This is a genomic window from Nocardia sp. NPDC003979 (assembly GCF_053605015.1).
The window spans coordinates 1-21,400 of sequence record NZ_JBSGIJ010000034.1 but is presented as its reverse complement, the minus strand read 5'-3'; the positions used below and the strand labels follow the sequence as shown (position 1 = coordinate 21,400).

Sequence of the window (21,400 nt, the reverse complement as noted above, 5' to 3'; positions counted from 1 at the left end):
CCCGCGCACCGTGGCCGAGCTGTGGCCGCCTGAGATCAGTCGGTGACCACGGTCCCCGTGCCCTCCCCTTCTTCGAGCACGACGAAACTGTGACCCGAAACAAGAGTTCCCCCTTCGTTTTCTGTCGCCGGTGCCCACGCCAGCAGCACCCGGCCGTACACCGGGATCACCGCCTCGTCCTCGGACAGGTTGCAGACCACCGAGATCCGGCCGCGTCGCAGCACGAACCAGCGGGCGCTCTCGTCGTAGTCGGCCCAGACCCGTTCCAGCCAGGGATCACCGAACTCGGGTCTCGACTTGCGCAGGGCGAGCAGGGCGCGATAGCAGGCCAGTAGCCGAGTGTGCGGTTCGCGGCCGCGTTCGGTCCAGTCGAGTTTCGAGCGAGTGAAGGTGGCGGGGTCCTGGGGATCGGGGACATCCTCGGTGGCCCAGCCGTGTGCGGCGAACTCCGCGCGGCGGCCGTCGGCGATCGCGGCGCCGATGACGGGGTCGGTGTGGGAGGTGAAGAACTGGAACGGGGTGCGCGCGCCCCATTCCTCGCCCATGAACAGCATCGGCGTACTCGCGGACAGCAGCACCAGAGCCGCTTTCACCGCCAGTTGGCCGGGGGTGAGGTAGTCGCTGGGACGGTCACCGACGGCGCGGTTGCCGATCTGGTCGTGGTTGCAGGTGTAGCCGAGCAGGGCGCTGCCGGGGATCAGGTCGCGGCGGATCGGGATGCCGTGGGTTCGGCCACGGAAGCTGGAATAGGTTGCGGCGTGGAAGAACCCGTGGGTGAGGGTTTGCGCCAGACAGGCCAGGGAGCCGAAATCGGCGTAGTAGCCCTGTCTTTCGCCGGAGACCGCGGTGTGCACGGCGTGGTGGAGGTCGTCGTTCCACTGACCGGTCAGACCGTAGCCGCCTGCCGCGCGCGGGGTGATCAGGCGTGGGTCGTTGAGGTCGCTTTCAGCGATGAGGGTGAGCGGGCGGCCCAGATGTGCTGAGAGCGCGGCGGTTTCGACGACCAGTTCTTCGAGCAGGTGGGTGGCGGTGTGGTCGACGAGGGCGTGGACGGCATCGAGACGCAGGGCGTCGATGTGGAAATCGCGCAACCAGCGCAGGGCGTTGTCGATGATGTGGCGGCGCACGGCATCGGAGCCGGGGCCGTCCAGGTTCACGCTCTGGCCCCAGGTGTTGCGGCCGGTGGTGAGGTAGGGCCCGAAGCGTGGGAGATAGTTGCCGGAGGGTCCGAGATGGTTGTACACCACGTCGAGGCAGACCGCGAGACCTCGGGCGTGGCAGGCGTCGACGAAACGTTGCAGGCCGTCGGGACCGCCGTAGGTTTCCTGCACCGCGTACCAGAGCACACCGTCGTAACCCCAGTTGTGGGTGCCGTCGAAGGCGTTCACCGGCATGAGTTCCACGGTGGTGACGCCGAGTTCGACCAGGTGGTCGAGGCGTTCGATCGCGGCGTCGAAGGTGCCGTCCGGGGTGAAGGTGCCGATGTGCAGTTCGTAGAACACCGAGCCGGCCAGTTGCCTGCCGGTCCAGGACCGATCAGTCCAGACGGAGGTGTCGAGGTCATGGACGGCGGACAGGGCGTGCACACCGTTGGGCTGACGCGGTGAGCGCGGGTCGGGCAGCACCGTCGGGTCGTCGTCGATGAGGAAGCCGTACTCCGCGCCCTGGTCGGCGTCGGCCCGGACCGACCACCAGCCGCCGCCGTTGCGGCGCATGGGGTGGACCACCCCCTCGAGTTGCAGTCGCATCGCGCTCGCCTCCGGCGCCCACACCCGAAACTGCCTCATACCGTCAGCATCGCACGGAGTGCGGCGGCACGCCCGGGCAACGATTGCCGGTCGGTCGCGGTGCCTGGTGCCAGCGTTTGCGTCTGGTCATCGGGCGAAAGCGGCGACGCCGACCGGGCCTACGCCTATACACAGCGACTGTTCGAGCTCGAGCGGCCGGATGCGCAGGGCGTCCCCGCCGCCGAGCAGTCGGACATACACCGTGTTCAGGCCCTTTCGCACGTCGGCGACGGTTTCGGTGTCGCCGTCGAAGGACACCGCGATCCGGCCGTCGCGGTCGGCGAAGTAGTTGATCTGGGCGGTCCAGTCGCGGATCTGCATGGGGCCGTCCAAAGGGATCGACGTACTTCCGCGCACGCGGTGGCCGCATTGTGGTTCCGGACCGGGGGTGATGGCGCGGTTCCACCAGACGTGCGCGTCGACGATCTCGCCGGTGTCGGTGATCATCCGCAGCCTCGGGGTGGCTGCGGCGAAGGTAGTCGACGTGGCGATCGGAGCGAGCACGTGGTCGGTCATGTTCTGGGGGAAAGCCAACGGGTTCAAGACATTCCAGGGGACTTCTTGCGGCAGCAGCGGGGCGTCCGCCGCCGCGGGGAGGGCCGCGCGCACGCCGGTGATGTAGGTGCGCGCCGGGCTCGGTTCCCACGATCGGGTGAAGGTGATCGTGGAGATGACGCTGCTCAGCAGGAATAGGACAGGTATCGCGAAAAGCGTCGAGGTGGGCAGATCTCTCGGGATGCGTATCGGGCCGGTTCGCGGTCGGCGACGTTCGCGCGGCTGGACGCCATCGACCGAGCCGGTCCTGAATCGGAAACTGCTACGCGGCAGGCGTGGACGAGCGTCCGCCCTGTAGGGCCCGCGGCGGTCGGGTGACGAATCCTCCTGGGTGGCAGCGGAACGCCGCACCTGCAGAATCAGTGCGAGGGCGACCGTGGCGATCACGGCGAAGTCGGCGAAGTAGCGCATGGACTGGAGCAGCAGGGCGGCGGTGCCGGGCCCGTCGCGCAGCACGATCACCGGAGCGATGGTCCCGACGGCGTATCCCGCAGCACACAGCCAGACCGCAGTCACCCGCGCCCGTGAGCGAATTGTCCACGCGGCCAACAGGATCAGCAGTAGCCAGCAGATGAGCACGGTTAGGCCGGGCGGGTCGGCCCAGGGCGTGGCCGGTTGCCACCGTTCCCAGCGCCACGGACCACCGAACAGGGCGGGGACCAGTCCGTCCGACAACGCCCGGCTGAGCAGTGCGCCGGGATCTTCGGGCCCGGTCAGCCCGCGCGGGCGCTGGATGACCAGCAGGAACACAGCGGCCCAGGCGAGCAGAACGGCGCCGCCCGCCACCCAGAGTGCTCCCCCGCGACGAACCGCATCGCGCCAGGGCCGCCCCGCGACATGCGCCGACAACGCGACCACCGCGCACGCCACCGGAAGCACGACGATCGACTTCTCGAAGGACAGCAAAGCCACGGCGAAGACGAAGGCACCCGATACCGCGTACCGACGCCTACCAGTTCGCGCCAGCATGACGGCATCTGCGCTCACCCAGGCCAGCGCGATCTGCAACGGCAGGGAGTTCACCGCCGCCGCCCACCAGGCGAACGCGGGCACGGTCAAGGGCACGGTCAGGTAGAACAGCAACGGACCGAGCAGCCGCGCCCGCCACCCCATCAGCACGACGAGCAGCCGCAGCACCGCGAGCGAGGCGAGCAGCTGCAACCCGACGAGCACCGCCGCCGCAACGGGCCAGCTCAGCGGCGCCACCGTCGTCACCAGCCAGGTCAACGCGATCGCCAACGGCATCACGTGCCCGTCGTGGCTGGTCAGCAACAACTCCGCCGACCACAGGGAGTGCCTGCTCACCTGTCCGATGAGGATGAAATCGTCCCAGTAGAAGAACCCGGAGAATGCCACCCAGCCCCGCAGCACCAGCTGGGCGATGATCAACGCGGCGGCCACGCCGACCACCCCACGGGCAGGCAACCGTGACCACATCTGTCGAGCGGACGATGCGGTCGACAGGGGCGAGTCGAGCAGCGTCACAGACATCACGCCTCTCGACGCTAGCCCGTCCGCCCCTGTCCGGCCATCACCCCGCCGGGGCCTGGGTGTCGGCACCAACCAGCGTCCGGAAGTTCGGTAGGTCTCCTGATCGGGCGATCAGCCGTCCTCTCAGGGGTACCGCGCACCGCGGTGAAGCGGAGCGGTTGGTCTTCATGGAGCATGTGGACCGCGTCGAGGAACTGCACTGCCGCATCCGTTATGGCTGTGAGGTCGAAATCGAAGCCGGGAGTGCACGATCGACGGTTCAGCCTGTCCGGGCCCGGGCGCCGACCGCATTCGCGTAGTCCTTCGCCATGACCCGGTGGGGCATCTCGTCTCCTCGGACGAGACGACGACGGCGAACGTGACGGCTTATGCGGCGGATCACATCATCGGCTCAGCCCAGGCAGCCCGGGCCGAGCAGTGCCTTCAGGTCGCCCATCAGTGCCGAGGACGGTGATACCCGCCAGGCGTCGTCGAGCTTGAGCAGGGTGGTCTTCTCTCTGGCGCCGACATGGCGGATGTGCACGTCGGAGGTGCCTGGATGACGCGAGAGGACCTTCTTGAGTTCCTTGACCTTCTCCGGCGTGCACATGCGGGTGGTCATCACCACCGACACCGGCTTGGCCACGCCGATCGCCGAAAGGTCGGGCACCACAAGGTCGTTGGCGATCAGCGAGATGCGGTCGTCGCGGACCGAGACGCGGGCCTTCACCAGCACCACGGCGTCCTCGACCACATCCATGCCGTACACCGAGTAGGACTGCGGGAAGAACAGCACCTCCACGCCACCGGTGAGGTCCTCGAGCTGGGCCGAGGCCCAGGCCAGGCCGTTCTTGTTGATGCGGCGGTTCACCGAGGCGAGGATGCCGCCGATGGTCACCTGCGCGCCGTCCTTGACGTCGCCTTCCAGGATGGCCGGGATGGGGGTGTCCACCTGGGCGGCGAGGACGTGTTCGACACCGTTGAGCGGGTGGCCCGACACGTACAGGCCGAGCATCTCCCGTTCCAGTGCCAGTTTGTGTTTGGTTTCCCATTCGTCGTCGGGCACCTTCACGTTGAACACCGACGCCATCGACTCGTCGGCGTCGTCCATGCCGCCGAACAGGTCGAACTGGCCGATCGCCTCGGCCTTCTTCGTCGACATCACGGCGTCGATCGCATCCGAATGCACCAGCATCAGGCCCTTGCGCGGATGCCCGAGCGAGTCGAAAGCGCCTGCCTTGATGAGGGATTCGGTGACCTTCTTGGAGCAGGCCGTGGCGTCGATCTTGTTCAGGTAGTCGGAGAAGTCGGTGAACTTCGACTTCTCCTTGCGGGCGGCGATGATCGAGGACACCACGTTGGCGCCGACGTTGCGGACCGCGCCGAGACCGAAGCGGATGTCCTTGCCCACCGAGGCGAAGTTCTGCTCCGACTCGTTGACATCGGGCGGCAGCACCGTGATGCCCATCTTGCGGCAGTCCGACAGGTAGACCGCGGCCTTGTCCTTGTCGTCACCGACGGAGGTGAGCAGACCGGCCATGTACTCGGCCGGGTAGTTCGCCTTCAGGTAGGCCGTCCAGAAGGAGACGAGGCCGTACCCGGCGGCGTGCGACTTGTTGAACGCGTAACCGGCGAACGGGAGGATCGTGTCCCACAGCGCCTTGATGGCCGGTTCGGAGAAGTCGTTGGCGAGCATGCCCTCGCGGAAGCCGGCATAGGCCTCTTCCAGCACCGACAGCTTCTTCTTACCCATGGCGCGGCGCAGGATATCGGCTTGGCCGAGCGAGTACCCGGCCACCTTCTGCGCGATCTGCATGATCTGTTCCTGATAGACGATCAGGCCGAAGGTGTCGGCCAGGATGTCTTTCAGTGGCTCTTCGAGCTCGGGGTGGATCGGTTTGACTTCTTGCCGCCCGTTCTTGCGGTCGGCGTAGTCGTTGTGGGCGTTCATGCCCATCGGGCCGGGACGGTAGAGCGCGAGCACCGCGACGATGTCGCCGAAGCCGGTGGGCTGCATGCGGCGCAGCAGGTCGCGCATGGCGCCGCCGTCGAGCTGGAACACGCCGAGAGTGTCGCCGCGGGCGAGCAATTCGTAGGTGGCCGGGTCGTCGAGCGGCAGGTTGTCCATGTCGAGATCGATGCCGCGGTTGGCCTTGATGTTCTCCAGGGCGTCACCGATGACGGTGAGGTTGCGCAGGCCGAGGAAGTCCATCTTCAGCAGGCCGATGGCCTCGCACGACGGGTAGTCCCACCCGGTGATGATCGCGCCGTCCTGGGCGCGTTTCCACACCGGGATGGCGTCGGTGAGCGGCTCCGAGGACATGATGACCGCGCAGGCGTGCACGCCCGCGTTGCGGATCAGTCCTTCCAGACCCTTCGCGGTCTCGTAGATCTTGGCGACATCGGGGTTGGTGCTGATGAGTTCGCGGACCTCGGCGGCTTCCTTGTACCGCTCGTGGTCGGGATCGGTGATGCCGGCGACCGAGATGTCCTTGGCCATGATCGGCGGGGGCAGCGCCTTGGAGATCTGGTCGGCGATGGCGAAACCGGGCTGGCCGAACAGGACTCGCGCGGAGTCCTTGATCGCGGCCTTGGTCTTGATGGTGCCGAACGTGATCACCTGGGCCACCCGGTCGCTGCCCCACTTCTCGGTGGCGTAGCGGACCATCTCACCGCGGCGGCGATCGTCGAAGTCGATATCGATATCGGGCATCGACACGCGCTCGGGGTTGAGGAATCGCTCGAACAGCAGACCGTGCGGGATGGGGTCGATATTGGTGATGCCCATCGCGTAGGCGACCAGCGAACCGGCGGCCGAACCACGGCCTGGGCCGACGCGGATACCGACTTCGAGTGCGTGCTTGATGAGGTCACCGACGACGAGGAAGTAGGCGGGGAACCCCATGTCGCAGATGACTTTGAGCTCGAAGTCGGCGCGGTCGAGGTATTCGCGCGACGGACCGTCGGGGAAGCGGCGATCCAGTCCTTCGAGGACTTCCTTGCGCAGCCAGCTGGCCTGGGTGTGGCCTTCGGGGACCGGGAAGATCGGCATCCGGTCGCGGTGTTCCCACACCTCGTCGTAGGGCTGGACTCGTTCGCCGATGAGTTCGGTGTTGTCGCAGGCGCCGGGGACCTCGGCGTCCCAGATGGCACGCATCTCTTCGGCGGACTTCAGGTAGTAGCCGTCACCGTCGAATTTGAAGCGGGTCGGGTCCGAGAGCGTCTTGCCGGTTTGAATGCACAGCAGCGCTTCGTGATTGGTCGACTGATCCTTGGTGACGTAATGGCAGTCGTTGGTGGCCAGCGGGGGGATATCGAGCTGCTTGCTCACCATGAGCAGGCCCTCACGCACACGGCGCTCGATCGACAGACCGTGGTCCATCACCTCGAGAAAGAAGTTCTCCTTACCGAAGATCTCCTGCCACTTCGCGGCGGCCTCGAGGGCTTCGCGCTCGTGCCCGAGGCGAAGACGGGTCTGCACCTCACCGGAGGGGCAACCGGTGGTGGCGATGATGCCCTCGGCGTGCTGGGCGATGATCTCCTCGTCCATCCGCGCCCATTTACCGAGCTGGCCTTCGATGGAGGCCAGGCTCGACAGCTTGAACAGGTTGCGCAGACCGGTCGCGTTCTCGGCGACCATCGTCATATGGGTGTAGGCACCGGAACCGGAGACGTCGTCACTCTTCTGCGACGGATCACCCCACAGCACACGCTTGGTGTCGAACCGCGAACCCGGCGCGATATAGGCCTCGATACCGATGATCGGCTTGATGCCCGCCTTCTTCGCGGAGTTGTAGAACTCCGAAGCGCCGTACATGTTGCCGTGGTCGGTCATCCCGACCGCGGTCATCCCCAACCGCTCCGCCTCCGCGAACAACGGCGAAATCTTCGCCGCACCGTCGAGCATGGAGTACTCGGTGTGGTTGTGCAGGTGAACGAACGATCCGGACGAAGCCAAGACGGTCCTTCCTCCCATGGTGTCGACGGGGGTTGGCCTTGGCATTCTATGCACGTGGGTACGACAGGTTTCGCCACGCCATGCTGGCGCCCCGGGCGTTGCCTCGCCGCTCCCGGCGTGTCATGACCAAGGTCACGGAGAGTCGTTGTCGACACGCTGCGCAGAATTCGCGACACGAGGTCCTGAGCGTAGTTTCCCGACTGTGAGCGAGCACGGGGGTGGCGCGGGAACGTTCGACGATTTTCCGTTTGCGGACCAAGTTCTGGCACGTCAGACGATCGCCGATCTCACCGATCACGAACGCTCGGCCATCGAGTCGTATGCGCTCAACGGCTATGAACCGATCAACTCCGCGCTACGGGGCTCCATCCCGATGACGCCTGCGTTGGCGCGTCGTGTTGCCCACATCAGATCCGGCCTTCGTCGCTACCCACTACGGCAGACTGTTCGGGTCACTCGTGAGGTCGATGCATGGGTACTCGGAGTCGACGCGAGTGACGCCGAGTCGATCGCGTCGGTCATCGGCGAGTACTTCACAGAGCTCGGTTTCCTCTCGACCTCCGGCCTGCAGTTCCCGCCTCGATCGGCGCGCCATCGGAATCCGGTGATCCTCGAACTGCTCGTTCCACAAGGCACGCCGGCACTGCGGCTCGGCGAATTGGCGGAGGTCAGGGATGAGCGCGAGATCCTCATCATCGATGTCCGGACCTATCTTGTCGCGAACGCCACCTTCGATGAGCGGCGTAGGATGTGGCGCATCGAGGCGATCGTGGTTCAGGAGGAACAGTGAGCGCACTGACTGATGAATCGATGCGGCCCGTTCGGGCGACGCCCAGCCCCGAACAGGCGGAGAAGTTACGCAAGAGCGCCGAGAAGGTGCTCGGTAGGAAACTGCCGCCGTCCAAAGCCGAGCGCGCGAAGAAGTCTGCCTGAGCCTCGCAGAGCGCCGCCATAATCGGGGCGTGCGAGCGGACCGGAAAATCCTATGACCACCTTCGTTGTCGCTGTCGCGGTGGTGGCGGTGATGGCGTTGGTCGTGTTGCTGATCTGGCGGCGGACGCAGGGGGTGGTGACGACTCCGGCGCAGCGGGCGGTGCATCAGGCGTTGCATACGGCGTCGTTGGCGGCGGTGCCGTTGCGGCGGGGGTTGACCGAGGAGTCCGCGCGGGCGGCGGCGCCGCATCTGCGGACGTTGGCGGCGGCGGAGGGGCTGGGGGTCGCGGACGCGGAGGGGGTCTTGCTGGCGTGGGACGGGCCGCATACGGGGATGCTCGGGTCGTTCGGTGCGGCGGCGCGGCGGGCCATCGCTTCGGAGCGGCCGGTGCTGGTCGACGGTGACGAGCACACGTTGATCGCGCAGCCGTTGCTGATCGATGTGGGGGCGGCGGTCGGTGCGCTCGGGATGGTGATCACCGGAAAGCCCGGTCCCGGGATGCTCGGTGCGGCGGCCGAGGTGGCGCGGTATGCCTGTGGGCAGCTGGAATTGGCGGAACTGGATGCCTCGCGGGCCCGGGTCGACCGGGCGGAGGTGCGGGCATTGCGCGCCCAGATCAGTCCGCATTTCATCTACAACGCGCTCAATACGATCGCCTCGTTCGTGCGCACCGATCCCGACCGGGCGCGCGAACTGATCCTCGAATTTGCCGATTTCACCCGGTACTCGTTCCGGGCGGCGGGCGAATTCACCGTGCTCGCCGACGAATTGCGCAATATCGAACGGTATCTGGCCTTGGAGCAGGCGCGTTTCGGTGACGCACTCGACGTGCGGTTACGGATCGCCCCGGAGGTGCTCGGCGTGGTGCTGCCGTTCCTCGCCCTGCAACCGCTGGTCGAGAACGCGGTCCGGCACGGACTCGGCGGCGGCAGACACGGCGGGCAGTTGAGCATCGTCGCCAGCGACGAGGGCACCGACTGCCTCATCAGCGTCGAGGACGACGGCATCGGCATGGACCCCGACCTCCTGCGCTCCGGCGCCCTCGACGCCGTCGACACCTCCGGCCCCACCCGCACCGGCGAAGCCGCCCACGTAGGCCTGTCCAACGTCGACGACCGCCTCCGCGCCGCCTTCGGCAACGACTACGGCCTCGTCGTCGAAACCGCCCCCGGCGCAGGCACCAAGGTCAGCATGCGAGTCCCCAAGTTCCGCCCCGGAATCCGCGCCTGACCACCTCCCGGAGACACGATGACCCTGCACGGTAGGTGAATCAGTGTGCCTCTTGGTGCGGCGGAATGCCTGGAACGACCGACATACCAGGGGCTTCACGACCGCAAGCTCACGATCCGTCGCCACATTTCATAGCAGGGTCGAATCAGTACTGAAGAGCCACATGCGAAACGCGTTGTCTCGCACCACTTTCCCGCTATTCGTACAGCCCCTGTGCTAGGCTCGAACCGGTCGCAAATATCCTGACCAGACATCTCGGGGGGTGGATGGCTAACATCTGGGCACACTCGGCACTGACCGCCCCTGAATTCGCCCTCCTCGGAGGCCGTTATCTTTAGATCCCAGCTCCAGCTGAGTACACCACCTACGTGACTGTCACATGTGAGGCATGGTGAAGCATTCATGTCATTTCGACCAATAGGCCTAGTCGCCGCTTTTGCCGCGGCCATTGCTGTAGCCGCAGCAATCTACGTATTGCAGCAGCCCGACGAATCAGCATATACAGTCGATTTACAACTAATGGGCGAATTTTCAGGCAGTGGTGCGTTTTCATTCAGCGACGACGGTGAGAAGATTTTCGCCACGACCGAACCGCCTGGTAGCAATACGCCTAATATTGTCGCGATATGGGACGCTAAGAGCCAAGCCAAGCTGGGAGAGCTGGTGTGCGACAACTTGGAGCGCTTGCATACGCCGCATCAGACGAGCCCAGTGACCGCAATCGCCACAAGCCCTGATGGGAAAATAATTGCGATAGCGGGTCCATGTGGGAACATTCCTGGAATGGAGTATTGGGGACTAACCTCGATACAACTGTGGGACATCGAATCTAGAACACTCATCAAGACTATCCGAACTTCCAGCTACGCGCATTACCTAAAACTCTTGTTCAGCCCCGATGGACAGGTGATTTATGCATCCGGCACCGGCGGTCCGACTGTAACGTCTACGCTTGCGATTGTAGACGTGTGGAACGTCGAACAATCCCGACTGCTGACAACCCTCGAAACAGGGACGAGCGGCATTGTGACAGGCACTTCTATCTCAGGGAATGGCGAGTTAATCGCGGTGGCGGTCGAATCAGTCGACGAAGTAGACAACGGGCGGGTCATGCTCTGGAGAACCAACTCGTACGAGCCACTCGAACTCGACCTTACAGGCGTTCGACAGATTGAATTTCACCCCGACAATATGCGACTAATCGCAGGAAAAATCGACTCTTCGATTCATCTGGTCGATATCTCTTCCTCCGACATCATTCGGCAAATGTTTGCCCCCTTGAAGTGTGAGCATAATAGAATTGATGGCTTAGCGATAAGCCCTGACGGAAGATTAATTGTCGGAACTGGATATAACATGCCGGCGATATTCTGGCGGGTCCACGATGGGACGGCATTGAAATCCTTGCCTACTGAATGTGACGATGTTGATTTCGATCCCGTCTGGGGAAAGATGGCTTTCAATTCGTCGGGCAGCCTCTTCGCAATGCACTCGGGGACGAAGATCTCTGTGTGGAAAATGGAACGGGTTTAGTAAATTGCCTAACAGAATACGGCCGGCGCGGCCACGACGTCCAAACCGAGTACCGAGTATCAAACCACGACCTCGGCCCGGCAAACGTGAGCGGTTCATCACGCGCACGCTCAATGCAGTTTCAGGGCTTGGTCGCACAACGAAAGTGGCTATTGGCCTGCTGTTGACAGCTGCCTTATCGGGAATAATAGGCATCGTCGGCACTACATACGGCCCAGATATTGGGGACCAGCTTCGCCTCGGCGAGCCATTGAAAGTGGTAGTTCAGCACGATATCGGCGAACGCGGCCACGTATATGCCCTCCCGTCGATAATTTCCGACAGCGCAGAGAGCATTCCTCTGGCAGATCTCGAAAATACAATAACTGCACACCAAGGGGTTATGGTGAGCCCTCTCCATCTGAAGATACTCGTTGAGGGCGCGAGAAATAGCACGGTAACAATTTCGGATATTGAATTCCGCGTCACCAAGCGATCCCGCCCGTACGATGGAACTCTTATCGTAGCCAAAGGTCAGGGTGCCGAGGAGAACCTGAAGAGCTGCGTGAATATTTCGAGCCAAATTCCAAGAGTTGCACAACGCGAAGATGGAAAGGATTGTTCGGAGTCGAAGACACCATACTTCGGAGGAAATCGCGTGGAACTGAAGCTCGGCGAACAGTACGCACTGGACATCGAGGTATTTGCTCCACCGGAATCCGACTCGGCAGGCTATTACGAGTTTGAAATCATACTCCATACCGTCGTTTCGGGGGAAGCTAAGGACGTGGTCGTAAGAAATGGCGATGCCCCGTTTGGTATCAGCTCCTATGCATTAGGTTACTCGGAAATATTTGGTCGCCTCACGGGCGATAAAGGTGGTGTTCAGAAGGCTGATTCAGTAGACATCTGCGATCCGTCGTGCCACTTGGTAACCACGAAGTGATCCTTTCCTGGCAGCGGGCTCTGGCAGGAAAGGACCCGTTGTCCGAAACGATAGAGATTTGGCTATGCCCACTGGCTTCGAGGATTTCTTCGTGACCAGGTCTTTTCAGGAGCAGCATCCGTCAGAGCGACCTGAAGCCGATTGGTTTCGCCGATCTAATTCTGCCAAGATTGGCTCGCGGAGATCCAGGTTCCGGCAGTAACGGTGCCATCCAGGACGGGGTTCACGCATCTGCCGAGGTACTCGAAGGCAGCATCGGTCAGATGCAGCTCAGCAGGCAGAGCACGCACCATGCGCGCGGTAGCCGGATAGGACTCCTTCCAGCGCGGTCCGGGCATGACGATCGCACTGGGTAGTTCGAGCGTCGGCCGGTGCCGACGTTGGTGGTCGAGCGAGCGGCGGAACAACTCTGCATCGAAGTCCGAGGTTCGAATGATCAACAGCAGATCGACCAGATCACGCCACCTCGACGAGGGAATCCGTGCTTCGCCGTGGTACTCGTACATCGCGGCGAGTTTGTCGCCGATCTGGTCGACCAGCGGGTAACACGCCAGACGCGGCGAGGGCTCGACATCGTCGATGTCGATTGTGGGCGTCGGCGTCACCCAATCGATCGCGCCGACAAGCTGTTTGCCCGCGGTGAGGTCGATGGGGAAGTGCTGGAGTCGCTTCGTTCCCAGCATAGGAGTGGACTGCAGCTTCCAGACCGGGGTAGCGCCTTCGTTGTCGTTGCGACTGCGGATCCGGAGTTGGAAGGTGAAGCGGTCGAGCTGGCTGGGTGCGCTCACCAGCGCATGCAGTTCCTCGAAGGCCTGCTCGAGCCCATTGTTCAGGTGGAGCAGGTCGAGGTCCTGGCTGTGGCGTGCACCTGGGATCCTGACCAGCAATGATGTCCCGCCCTTGAGGATCCAGTGTCCGGCAGGTTCGAGGAACACCCTGGCCAGCATCCGCTGCATGAAGAATTCGCGGTGCAGTTCGGCGGTGGGCCGCTTCAGATCACGCGCGCGGTCACGGATCCGCTCGTTGATTGCGCTCTGGAATCCCCGGTCGTTCGGATATCTGTGGTTCGTCATTTCCGCCCCGATTCTCGTTGTCGTCCTTCTGTTGAACTGCACGCCTCAGAGCGGCCGACACCGAATCTGTTCCGGACAGACGCCCCGAGAGCCTGCGAATCAGTACTTCCAACTCGAGAACTTCTGCACTGCTCGGGCCAGGCCGTTGCGACAGAAGGTAATTCAGCAAAGCCGCCGACAGGTCATCGGCGCTGGTGGTTGCGGGGTCGGGGTGGGCCGACCTTTCGGAGGCGCGGAAGTGCTTGACCTGGACGGGGATCGGATTGTTCTCGGCATCGTAGAACACGAGGTCGAGCCCGATATCGTCGCGGGTCAGTGCTGTTACCGAAGCCGGGATGCCAGCCTGGCGGATGAAATCGTGAACCAGAGCCTCACCGGCGCCTACCCGGAAGCCGTAGTAATGCGCGTAGGGGCGCAGCGCGGATGCCAGCTCGTCACGGGTGATGTCCTCGGTGAGGATCGCGTCACGCACGACGCCGGCCAGGTGCCCACCATCGGTGCGGGCCACCGCGAGATCGACCACCGTGCGCAGCGGTCGGGTCACGGGTAGCCCGGCAACCATGTGCCAGTCCTCGGGCGACAGCTCTCGGACATGAAACTTCACATCCGGGCTTCGAGTGCTCCGCCGCCGCGGCACCGTGAACTCGTGCACATCGGCGTCGACGTCGCCGAGTCCTTGGATCAACGCAGCGGATCGGTGCGACACCACACCCAGCGGCACCCCGTCGGCGAGCCGCGCGGACGCCTGGCGTCCCGGCGCCAAGGCCAGCCATTCGGCGCGAATCGGGTCCTCCGGATTCGTGGGCGCGCCGGTCAGCCGGTAGACGCCTTGCCGCAGCCGAATTATCAGCTCCGCATCGGCCAGACGTTTGAGCTGCTGCGCGGTGACCCCGGCCGTCACGGCTTGAGCGGAGGTGAACAGGCCCCACTGCGCCTCGGCCAGATCAGCCAAGACGAGCAGTCGATCCTCCACCTTCATGCATCAAAAATACCAGACCGATCATCATTACTCTGCTGTTGAAGGAAAGTTCCGCACAATCCTGGGTATTTTCGACGTACAGCTTGAAGTGTTGAGGCGGCATTACTCTGGACGGCAGGGCGTACGTGGCCTACGTCGGAAGTCAGCCGTTACGATGAGCGAGCTGTGACCTGGAACACTGATAACACTTCGGCTGCTCTGCGGGTGCTGGCTGTCGATGACGAGAAGCCCGCGCTCGATGAGTTGGTGTATCTGCTCAACGAGCAGGTCGGGGTGGGGGAAGTGCACGGGGCGTCCGAGGCGACGGGGGCTTTGCGGGTGTTGCGGGCGCATCCGGTCGATGCGGTGTTTCTCGATATCGATATGCCGGGGCTGACGGGGATGGAGTTGGCGGGGATTCTGTCGGAGTTCGCCGAACCGCCCGCGGTGGTGTTCGTGACCGCGCACGACGATCACGCGGTGGCCGCGTTCGATCTGGGGGCGGTGGATTACCTGCTCAAACCGTTGCGGGCGGCGCGGCTGGCGGAGGCGGTGCGGCGGATCGCGGCCGCCAGGGCGACGGTGTCGGCTTCGCCGCCGCAGCAGGCGCATCCGAGCGAGGTGATCCCGGTGGAGCTCGGTGGGGTCACCACGCTGGTGCACCGGGCCGATGTGGCCTGGGTGGAGGCCGACGGCGACTATGCGCGCCTGCACACCAGGACCGGGTCGCATCTGGTGCGTATCCCGCTCACCGCCCTCGAATCACGGTGGGAGGGTGCGGGTTTCCTGCGGGTGCACCGGTCCTACCTCGTGGCGTTGCGGCTGGTCACCGGGTTGCGCAGCACGGGAAGCGGCACGGTTGTCTGCCTGCGCGCCGAGGGAGCATCGGGCGCGGTGGAGTTGCCGGTGAGCAGGCGCCAGGTGCGTGAACTCAAACAGCGGCTCGTGCACGGGCCACGGCAGAACTGGTCGCAGCGATGACCGGTCCGCAACGGCCACAGCGCGAGCGGGTGGTGCTCGCGCAGCGGCGCGGTGCGCGTCGAGTGCGTACCCGCACCGAGGTGGTGGAGCAGACCGATCTCGGGGCGGCACTGATCGGCGGCTTGATCCGCGCCCAGCTCGGGCTCGCCCTTCGCCTCGGATTCGTGGTCGTCGCCGGGTTCGGGGCGCTCCCGCTGCTGTTCGGGATCGACGCCGTCGCCTCGACGACTGTCCTCGGTATCCGCCTCCCCTGGCTGATCCTCGGCCTCCTCGCGTTCCCGCTGCTGTACGCGGTGGGCCGGGTATATGTGCGGCTGGCCCAGCGCAACGAGGACGACTTCCTCGAACTGGCAGGTGACTGAGCCCGTGCGTAGTCGAATGCCGGCGTCGCGGGCGCCGCGCAGCACAGTGCCCATCTGTACGGCGGGTAACGCTGCCACGGTGGAAGACGAGGCGTTACGCGGGAGCACCCCCCGATGACCTCGGCCATCCCGATGCTCACCGTGGCGGCGCTGTTGCTCGCAGCCCTGGCCACGATCGGAATCGGCCTGTACGGGGTCCGCCTGTCGCGCACGACGTCGGACTTCCTGGTCGCCTCCCGCACGGTCGGTTCACGCTGGAACGCGGCCGCGATCTCGGGCGAATACCTCTCCGCCGCGTCCTTTCTCGGCGTCGCGGGACTGATCGCCAAGTACGGCGCCGACGCACTCTGGTACCCGGTGGGGTTCACGGCAGGCTACCTGGGTCTGCTGATGTTCGTCGCCGCTCCCCTTCGCCGCTCCGGCGCCTACACCGTCCCCGACTTCGCCGAGTTCCGGCTCGGTTCGATCCGGCTGCGGCGGATGGCCGCCGGGGTGGTCGTCGTGGTGTGCGCGGTGTACCTGATCCCCCAGTTCCAGGGCGCGGGCCTGACCCTGCACCTGCTGCTCGGGGTGCCCGCCTGGGTGGGCGCGGTCGCGGTCGGCACCATCGTGCTCGCCAATGTGATCGGCGGCGGGATGCGCTCGGTGACGCTGGTGCAGGCCTTCCAGTACTGGCTGAAACTGACCGCCGTCGCGATTCCCGCCCTTGTCCTCGGGATGCACTTCCTCACCGACGAACGCCCGCTCGGCACCCCGGCCCCGCCGACGGTCGACCGGCTCACCACGGTCGACATCACCACGGATGTGGTTGTGCACCTGGATGTTTCCCAGGTGGTCACCGTGCACGGCACTCTCGACGGGCAGGACACCTCAGGCCAGGTGACATTGACACCGGGCGACCACACCCTGACCGAAGGCACCGAACTGCTCCTGGCACCCGGTTCGGCGGTACCGGTGGTCGCCGGCGCGCCGTCCGACGGCACCGGCTGGGTCGAACCCGGCGGCGGCTTCGGCGGGAATCATCCCCGTTACCAGGTGTTCTCGCTGATCGTCGCGACTTTTCTCGGCACCATGGGGCTACCGCACGTGCTCGTCCGCTTCTACACGAACCGGGACGGACCATCGGCGCGGCGCACGGCGCTGACCGTGATCGGTCTGGTCGGCCTGTTCTATCTGTTCCCGATCCTGCTCGGCGTCTTCGCCCGGCTGTACGTGCCGCAACTGCTCATCACCGGCGCCTCCGACGCGGCGGTCGTGCTGTTGCCCGGTGCAGTCCTCGGCGGGCTCGGCGGGCAGATGCTCACCGCGCTGGCGGCGGCCGGCGCGATCGCGGCGTTCCTGTCCACGTCGTCGGGATTGCTGGTGAGTCTGGCCGGGGTACTCAGCACCGACGTGCTGCGCGGCCGGATCCGTGACTTCCGGGCGGCGGCGCTGGTGGCCGGGCTCGTTCCGCTCACCCTCGCGCTCACCGTCGCCTCGCTCGATCTGTCGCGAACGGTCGCGCTCGCGTTCTCGGTGGCCGCCTCGACCCTGTGCCCGCTGCTCGTACTCGGCATCTGGTGGCGTGGGCTCACCGCCACCGGCGCGGCCTGCGGGATGCTCGTCGGCGCTGTCACCGCGGGCGGGGCGACCGTTCTCGCGGTGCTCGGCGGCGTACCAACGCACGTGGCGAACGGCTGGGCGACGGCGATCGTCGACTATCCGGGCGCGGTGAGCGTGCCGCTGGCCTTCGCGGTGACCATCGTGGTGAGCCTGCTCGGCAAGCGGCCGGACGGGCGGGTCGTCGCGGGCATCTTCCTGCGCATGCACGCACCGGAACGGCTCGGGATGGGCGCGGACCGCAACCCGGTCGACCGCTGACCGGCCGACCGTTCATCGCACGCCGACGACCGTTCACCGCACAGGTGAGCACCTTCACCGAGTGACCCACACCACAGAACGTCGTGCGTCCTACCGTCATCACAGAGCACGTCCCCCTTCACGCTAGGACCCCGGCATGACCGAAACCGACACCGAAGAAGCGCCCGACCGGCGCCCGCCGAGTGCCGACGAATTCCTCGCCGTGCAGGCGAGCCCGCAGTTCCAGGATCTGCGGAACCGGCTGCGCCGCTTCGTCTTCCCGATGACCGCACTGTTCCTGGTGTGGTACCTGACCTATGTGGTGCTCGGCGCGTACGCGCACGACTTCATGGCCACTCCGGTCTTCGGCAATATCAACGTCGGACTGCTGCTCGGCCTCGCGCAGTTCGTCACGACCTTCGTCATCACCGGCGCGTATGTCCGGTTCGCCAACCGTGAGCTGGATCCGCGGGCCGCGGCCATCCGGGAAGAACTCGAAGGGGACCGCGCATGAGCATTCTCGCCGCGGATACGACGGTGGGTAACCCCGTCGCCAATATCGCTATCTTCGGGCTGTTCGTGGTGGTCACCATGATCGTGGTGATCCGGGCCAGCCGCAACAACGCCAGTGCCGCGGACTATTTCACCGGTGGTCGCGGGTTCTCGGGACCGCAGAACGGGATCGCCATCGCCGGTGACTACCTGTCGGCGGCCAGCTTCCTCGGTATCGCCGGCGCCATCGCCGTCTACGGCTACGACGGGTTCCTGTACTCGATCGGGTTCCTCGTCGCCTGGCTGGTCGCGCTGCTGCTGGTGGCCGAAATGCTGCGCAACACCGGCAAATTCACGATGGCCGACGTGCTCAGCTTCCGGTTGAAGGAAGGCCCGGTTCGTACCGCGGCCGCGCTGACCACGCTCACCGTGTCGCTGTTCTATCTGCTCGCGCAGATGGCGGGCGCGGGCGGTCTGGTCGCCTTGCTGCTCGACATCTCCTCGCGTGCGGGGCAATCGGTGGTCATCGCGATCGTCGGTGTGCTGATGATCGTTTATGTGCTCGTCGGCGGGATGAAGGGCACCACCTGGGTGCAGATCATCAAGGCGGTCCTGCTGATCGCCGGTGCCGCGCTGATGACGGTGATGGTGTTCGCCAAGTTCGGGTTCAACCTGTCCGACATCCTCGGTGCCGCACAGGAATCGGTGAGCGAGTCGGCCAACAAGGCCGTCGCGAGCCGCGATGTGCTCGCCCCGGGCGCCCAGTACGGCGGCAGCGAGATGTCGAAGCTGAACTTCCTGTCGCTGGGTCTGGCACTGGTGCTCGGCACCGCCGGTCTGCCGCACGTCCTGATGCGCTTCTACACGGTGCCGACCGCGAAAGAGGCTCGGCGCTCGGTGGTGTGGGCGATCGGCCTGATCGGCGCGTTCTACCTGTTCACCCTGGTGCTCGGGTACGGCGCGGCCGCCATCGTGGGCCCGGACAAGATCCTGGCCGCGGCGGGTGGGCAGAACGCGGCGGCACCGCTGCTCGCCTTCGAGCTCGGCGGCGTGATCCTGCTCGGGGTGATCTCGGCGGTGGCGTTCGCGACCATCCTCGCGGTCGTCGCCGGTCTCACGATCACCGCGTCGGCGTCGTTCGCGCACGACATCTACGCCAGCGTGATCAAGAAGGGCAAGGTCGACGAGGGCAAGCAGGTGCGCGTCTCGCGGATCACCGCCGTGGTGATCGGTGTGCTCGCCATCGGGCTCGGCATCCTGGCCAACGGCCAGAACATCGCGTTCCTGGTGGCGCTGGCCTTCGCGGTGGCGGCGGCGGCGAACCTGCCGACCATCCTGTACTCGCTGTTCTGGAAGCGCTTCAACACCACCGGCGCGCTGTGGTCGATGTACGGCGGCTTGATCTCGACCATCGTGCTCATCGTGTTCTCGCCCGCCGTGTCGGGCACCAAGACCTCGATGATCACCGGGACCGATTTCCACTGGTTCCCGCTGTCCAACCCGGGCATCGTGTCCATCCCGCTGGCGTTCGTGCTCGGTGTGGTCGGCACCTACCTGGGTGGCCGCGGCGAGCAGGTCGACCTCGGCAAGGCCGCGGAGATGGAAGTACGTGCCCTGACCGGCGTCGGTGCGGAGAAGGCGATCTCGCACTGATGTCCCCCACGCCCGTTCCGGTGGTTCACCCCACCGGAACGGGCTGTACCCCTGAGTGTTTCGAAGGAGAATTGTTGTGACCGGCGCAGTGACCAATCCCGCGACGAGCTTCGGACCGAGTGCGGAGTTCGCCGCCCAGGCGAACGCGACCGCCGACCTCTACGAGCGGGCCGACGCCGACCGCGACGGCTTCTGGGCCGAACAGGCGCGCCGGTTGCACTGGCACACGCCGTTCACGCAGGTCCTGGACTGGTCGGACGCACCGGTGGCGAAGTGGTTCGCCGACGGAGAGCTGAACGTGGCCTACAACTGCCTCGACCGGCATGTGCTCGACGGGCACGGCGACCAGGTCGCCGTCCTGTGGGAGGGTGAGCCGGGCGATTCGCGCGCGATCACCTATCAGGAGCTGCTCGACGAAGTGTGCCGGGCGGCCAACACTTTCAGCACGCTCGGTCTCGTTTCCGGTGACCGGGTCGCCATCTACATGCCGATGGTGCCCGAGGCGATCGTGGCGATGCTGGCGTGTGCGCGGCTGGGGCTCACCCATTCGGTGGTGTTCGCCGGGTTCTCGCCGAGCGCGCTCCGGCAGCGGGTGGACGACGCGCAGGCGCGGCTGATCGTGACGACCGACGGGCAGTGGCGGCGGGGTAAGCCCGCGCCGCTGAAGTACGCCGTGGACGAGGCGCTCGGTGACGACCCGACCAGCGTCGAGCATGTGCTGGTGGTGCGGCGGACCGGGCTGGAGGTGCCGTGGACCGAGGTTCGTGATCTGTGGTGGGACGAAACGGTTTCCACCGCTTCGCCGTCGCACGAGGCGCAGGCGTTTCCGGCCGAACATCCGTTGTTCATCCTCTACACCTCCGGGACCACCGGGAAGCCGAAGGGCATCCTGCACACCAGCGGCGGGTACCTCACCCAAACCGCCTACACCCATCACAACGTGTTCGATCACAAAGCGGGACAAGACGTCTACTGGTGCACCGCCGACATCGGATGGGTCACCGGACACAGCTACATCGTCTACGGACCGCTGGCCAACCGCGCCACCCAGGTCGTCTACGAAGGCACCCCGAACTCCCCGAACGAGCACCGCCACTTCGAGATCATCGAAAAGTACGGCGTCACCATCTACTACACCGCTCCCACGCTGATCCGCACATTCATGAAGTGGGGGCGCGAGATCCCCGACGCCCATGACCTGTCGTCGCTGCGGCTGCTGGGTTCGGTCGGCGAGCCGATCAATCCCGAGGCGTGGCGCTGGTACCGGGAAGTGTTCGGCGACAACAAGACTCCCATCGTGGACACGTGGTGGCAGACCGAGACCGGCGCCATCATGATCTCGCCGCTGCCCGGCGTCACCGATGCCAAGCCCGGCGCGGCCATGTGTGCGCTGCCCGGCATTTCGGCGAAGGTCGTCGACGACGACGGAGCACCGCTGGGCGCCGACGCGTCGGGCCTGCTCGTATTGGACAAGCCGTGGCCCTCGATGCTGCGCGGTATCTGGAACGACATGGACCGCTACCGCGAAACCTATTGGCAGCGTTTCGCTTCCGAAGGCTGGTACTTCGCCGGTGACGGCGCCAAACTCGACACCGACGGCGACCTCTGGGTCCTCGGCCGCGTCGACGACGTCATGAACGTCTCCGGCCA

16 protein-coding genes are annotated in these 21,400 nt (G+C 65.2%); 11 read left to right on the top strand and 5 right to left on the bottom strand.

Features of this window, described 5'->3' with window-relative positions; translation table 11 throughout:
• Positions 1-35 precede the first annotated feature (35 nt).
• The 3 genes from treZ to dnaE all read right to left on the bottom strand — a co-directional run bounded on the left by treZ (position 36) and on the right by dnaE (position 7,788).
• On the bottom strand, positions 36-1,787 hold the full coding sequence (gene treZ, locus ACWEVR_RS32910; protein ID WP_452470105.1) for a malto-oligosyltrehalose trehalohydrolase: 1,752 nt from the start codon (positions 1,785-1,787) through the stop codon (positions 36-38).
• Positions 1,788-1,874: 87 nt separating this feature from the next.
• Complete coding sequence (locus ACWEVR_RS32905; RefSeq protein WP_452470119.1) at positions 1,875-3,833, bottom strand: hypothetical protein; 1,959 nt, start codon at positions 3,831-3,833, stop codon at positions 1,875-1,877.
• A gap of 391 nt (positions 3,834-4,224) precedes the next feature.
• Positions 4,225-7,788 (bottom strand): DNA polymerase III subunit alpha, encoded by a 3,564-nt coding sequence (gene dnaE / locus ACWEVR_RS32900; protein WP_067642811.1) that lies wholly within the window; start codon positions 7,786-7,788, stop codon positions 4,225-4,227.
• A 127-nt stretch (positions 7,789-7,915) separates the two neighbouring features.
• Between dnaE and ACWEVR_RS32895 the strand changes: the two genes are divergently transcribed.
• The 5 genes from ACWEVR_RS32895 to ACWEVR_RS32875 all read left to right on the top strand — a co-directional run bounded on the left by ACWEVR_RS32895 (position 7,916) and on the right by ACWEVR_RS32875 (position 12,392).
• Complete coding sequence (locus ACWEVR_RS32895; protein WP_452470104.1) at positions 7,916-8,560, top strand: ADP-ribosyltransferase; 645 nt, start codon at positions 7,916-7,918, stop codon at positions 8,558-8,560.
• A complete protein-coding gene (locus ACWEVR_RS32890) occupies positions 8,557-8,703 on the top strand; it encodes a hypothetical protein (RefSeq protein ID WP_157105094.1) in 147 nt (48 codons plus the stop codon). The genes ACWEVR_RS32895 and ACWEVR_RS32890 overlap by 4 nt, the downstream gene beginning before the upstream one ends.
• Before the next feature lie 52 nt (positions 8,704-8,755).
• Entirely contained in the window at positions 8,756-9,934 is a 1,179-nt protein-coding gene (locus ACWEVR_RS32885) for a sensor histidine kinase (RefSeq protein WP_452470103.1), read from the top strand.
• Between the two features lie 402 nt (positions 9,935-10,336).
• Positions 10,337-11,467, top strand: a complete 1,131-nt coding sequence (locus ACWEVR_RS32880; protein ID WP_452470102.1) for a WD40 repeat domain-containing protein — start codon at positions 10,337-10,339, stop codon at positions 11,465-11,467.
• Between the two features lie 145 nt (positions 11,468-11,612).
• On the top strand, positions 11,613-12,392 hold the full coding sequence (locus ACWEVR_RS32875; protein WP_452470101.1) for a hypothetical protein: 780 nt from the start codon (positions 11,613-11,615) through the stop codon (positions 12,390-12,392).
• 155 nt (positions 12,393-12,547) lie between these two features.
• Here ACWEVR_RS32875 and ACWEVR_RS32870 read toward each other — a convergent pair whose 3' ends face one another.
• Together ACWEVR_RS32870 and ACWEVR_RS32865 are read right to left on the bottom strand one after the other, a co-directional pair.
• Positions 12,548-13,348 (bottom strand): nucleotidyl transferase AbiEii/AbiGii toxin family protein, encoded by an 801-nt coding sequence (locus tag ACWEVR_RS32870; RefSeq protein WP_452470100.1) that lies wholly within the window; start codon positions 13,346-13,348, stop codon positions 12,548-12,550.
• A 52-nt stretch (positions 13,349-13,400) separates the two neighbouring features.
• Positions 13,401-14,438, bottom strand: a complete 1,038-nt coding sequence (locus ACWEVR_RS32865) for a type IV toxin-antitoxin system AbiEi family antitoxin domain-containing protein (RefSeq protein WP_452470099.1) — start codon at positions 14,436-14,438, stop codon at positions 13,401-13,403.
• A gap of 171 nt (positions 14,439-14,609) precedes the next feature.
• On the opposite strand from ACWEVR_RS32865, the gene ACWEVR_RS32860 reads away from it, so the two are divergent.
• From ACWEVR_RS32860 to acs, 6 genes are all read left to right on the top strand, one after another.
• Positions 14,610-15,404, top strand: a complete 795-nt coding sequence (locus ACWEVR_RS32860; protein WP_452470098.1) for a LytR/AlgR family response regulator transcription factor — start codon at positions 14,610-14,612, stop codon at positions 15,402-15,404.
• Positions 15,401-15,766 (top strand): hypothetical protein, encoded by a 366-nt coding sequence (locus tag ACWEVR_RS32855; RefSeq protein WP_181700610.1) that lies wholly within the window; start codon positions 15,401-15,403, stop codon positions 15,764-15,766. The genes ACWEVR_RS32860 and ACWEVR_RS32855 overlap by 4 nt, the downstream gene beginning before the upstream one ends.
• A 114-nt stretch (positions 15,767-15,880) precedes the next feature.
• On the top strand, positions 15,881-17,626 hold the full coding sequence (locus ACWEVR_RS32850) for a sodium/solute symporter (protein ID WP_452470097.1): 1,746 nt from the start codon (positions 15,881-15,883) through the stop codon (positions 17,624-17,626).
• A 136-nt stretch (positions 17,627-17,762) separates the two neighbouring features.
• Positions 17,763-18,119 carry a DUF485 domain-containing protein gene (locus ACWEVR_RS32845; RefSeq protein WP_067498780.1) on the top strand — a complete coding sequence of 119 codons (357 nt, stop codon included), beginning with the start codon at positions 17,763-17,765 and terminating at the stop codon, positions 18,117-18,119.
• Positions 18,116-19,750 carry a solute symporter family protein gene (locus tag ACWEVR_RS32840; protein WP_452470096.1) on the top strand — a complete coding sequence of 545 codons (1,635 nt, stop codon included), beginning with the start codon at positions 18,116-18,118 and terminating at the stop codon, positions 19,748-19,750. The genes ACWEVR_RS32845 and ACWEVR_RS32840 overlap by 4 nt, the downstream gene beginning before the upstream one ends.
• A 76-nt stretch (positions 19,751-19,826) precedes the next feature.
• On the top strand, positions 19,827-21,400 hold a 1,574-nt coding region (gene acs / locus ACWEVR_RS32835), incomplete at its 3' end, for an acetate--CoA ligase (protein WP_452470095.1).

Excerpts from the sequence above, each read along its gene's own strand:
- treZ (WP_452470105.1), bottom strand. The coding sequence starts at position 1,787 with ATGAGGCAGTTTCGGGTGTGGGCGCCGGAGGCGAGCGCGATGCGACTG.
- ACWEVR_RS32905 (WP_452470119.1), bottom strand. The coding sequence starts at position 3,833 with ATGTCTGTGACGCTGCTCGACTCGCCCCTGTCGACCGCATCGTCCGCT.
- dnaE (WP_067642811.1), bottom strand. The coding sequence starts at position 7,788 with ATGGGAGGAAGGACCGTCTTGGCTTCGTCCGGATCGTTCGTTCACCTG.
- ACWEVR_RS32885 (WP_452470103.1), top strand. The coding sequence starts at position 8,756 with ATGACCACCTTCGTTGTCGCTGTCGCGGTGGTGGCGGTGATGGCGTTG.
- ACWEVR_RS32880 (WP_452470102.1), top strand. The coding sequence starts at position 10,337 with ATGTCATTTCGACCAATAGGCCTAGTCGCCGCTTTTGCCGCGGCCATT.
- ACWEVR_RS32870 (WP_452470100.1), bottom strand. The coding sequence starts at position 13,348 with ATGCAGCGGATGCTGGCCAGGGTGTTCCTCGAACCTGCCGGACACTGG.
- ACWEVR_RS32855 (WP_181700610.1), top strand. The coding sequence starts at position 15,401 with ATGACCGGTCCGCAACGGCCACAGCGCGAGCGGGTGGTGCTCGCGCAG.
- ACWEVR_RS32850 (WP_452470097.1), top strand. The coding sequence starts at position 15,881 with ATGACCTCGGCCATCCCGATGCTCACCGTGGCGGCGCTGTTGCTCGCA.
- ACWEVR_RS32845 (WP_067498780.1), top strand. The coding sequence starts at position 17,763 with ATGACCGAAACCGACACCGAAGAAGCGCCCGACCGGCGCCCGCCGAGT.
- ACWEVR_RS32840 (WP_452470096.1), top strand. The coding sequence starts at position 18,116 with ATGAGCATTCTCGCCGCGGATACGACGGTGGGTAACCCCGTCGCCAAT.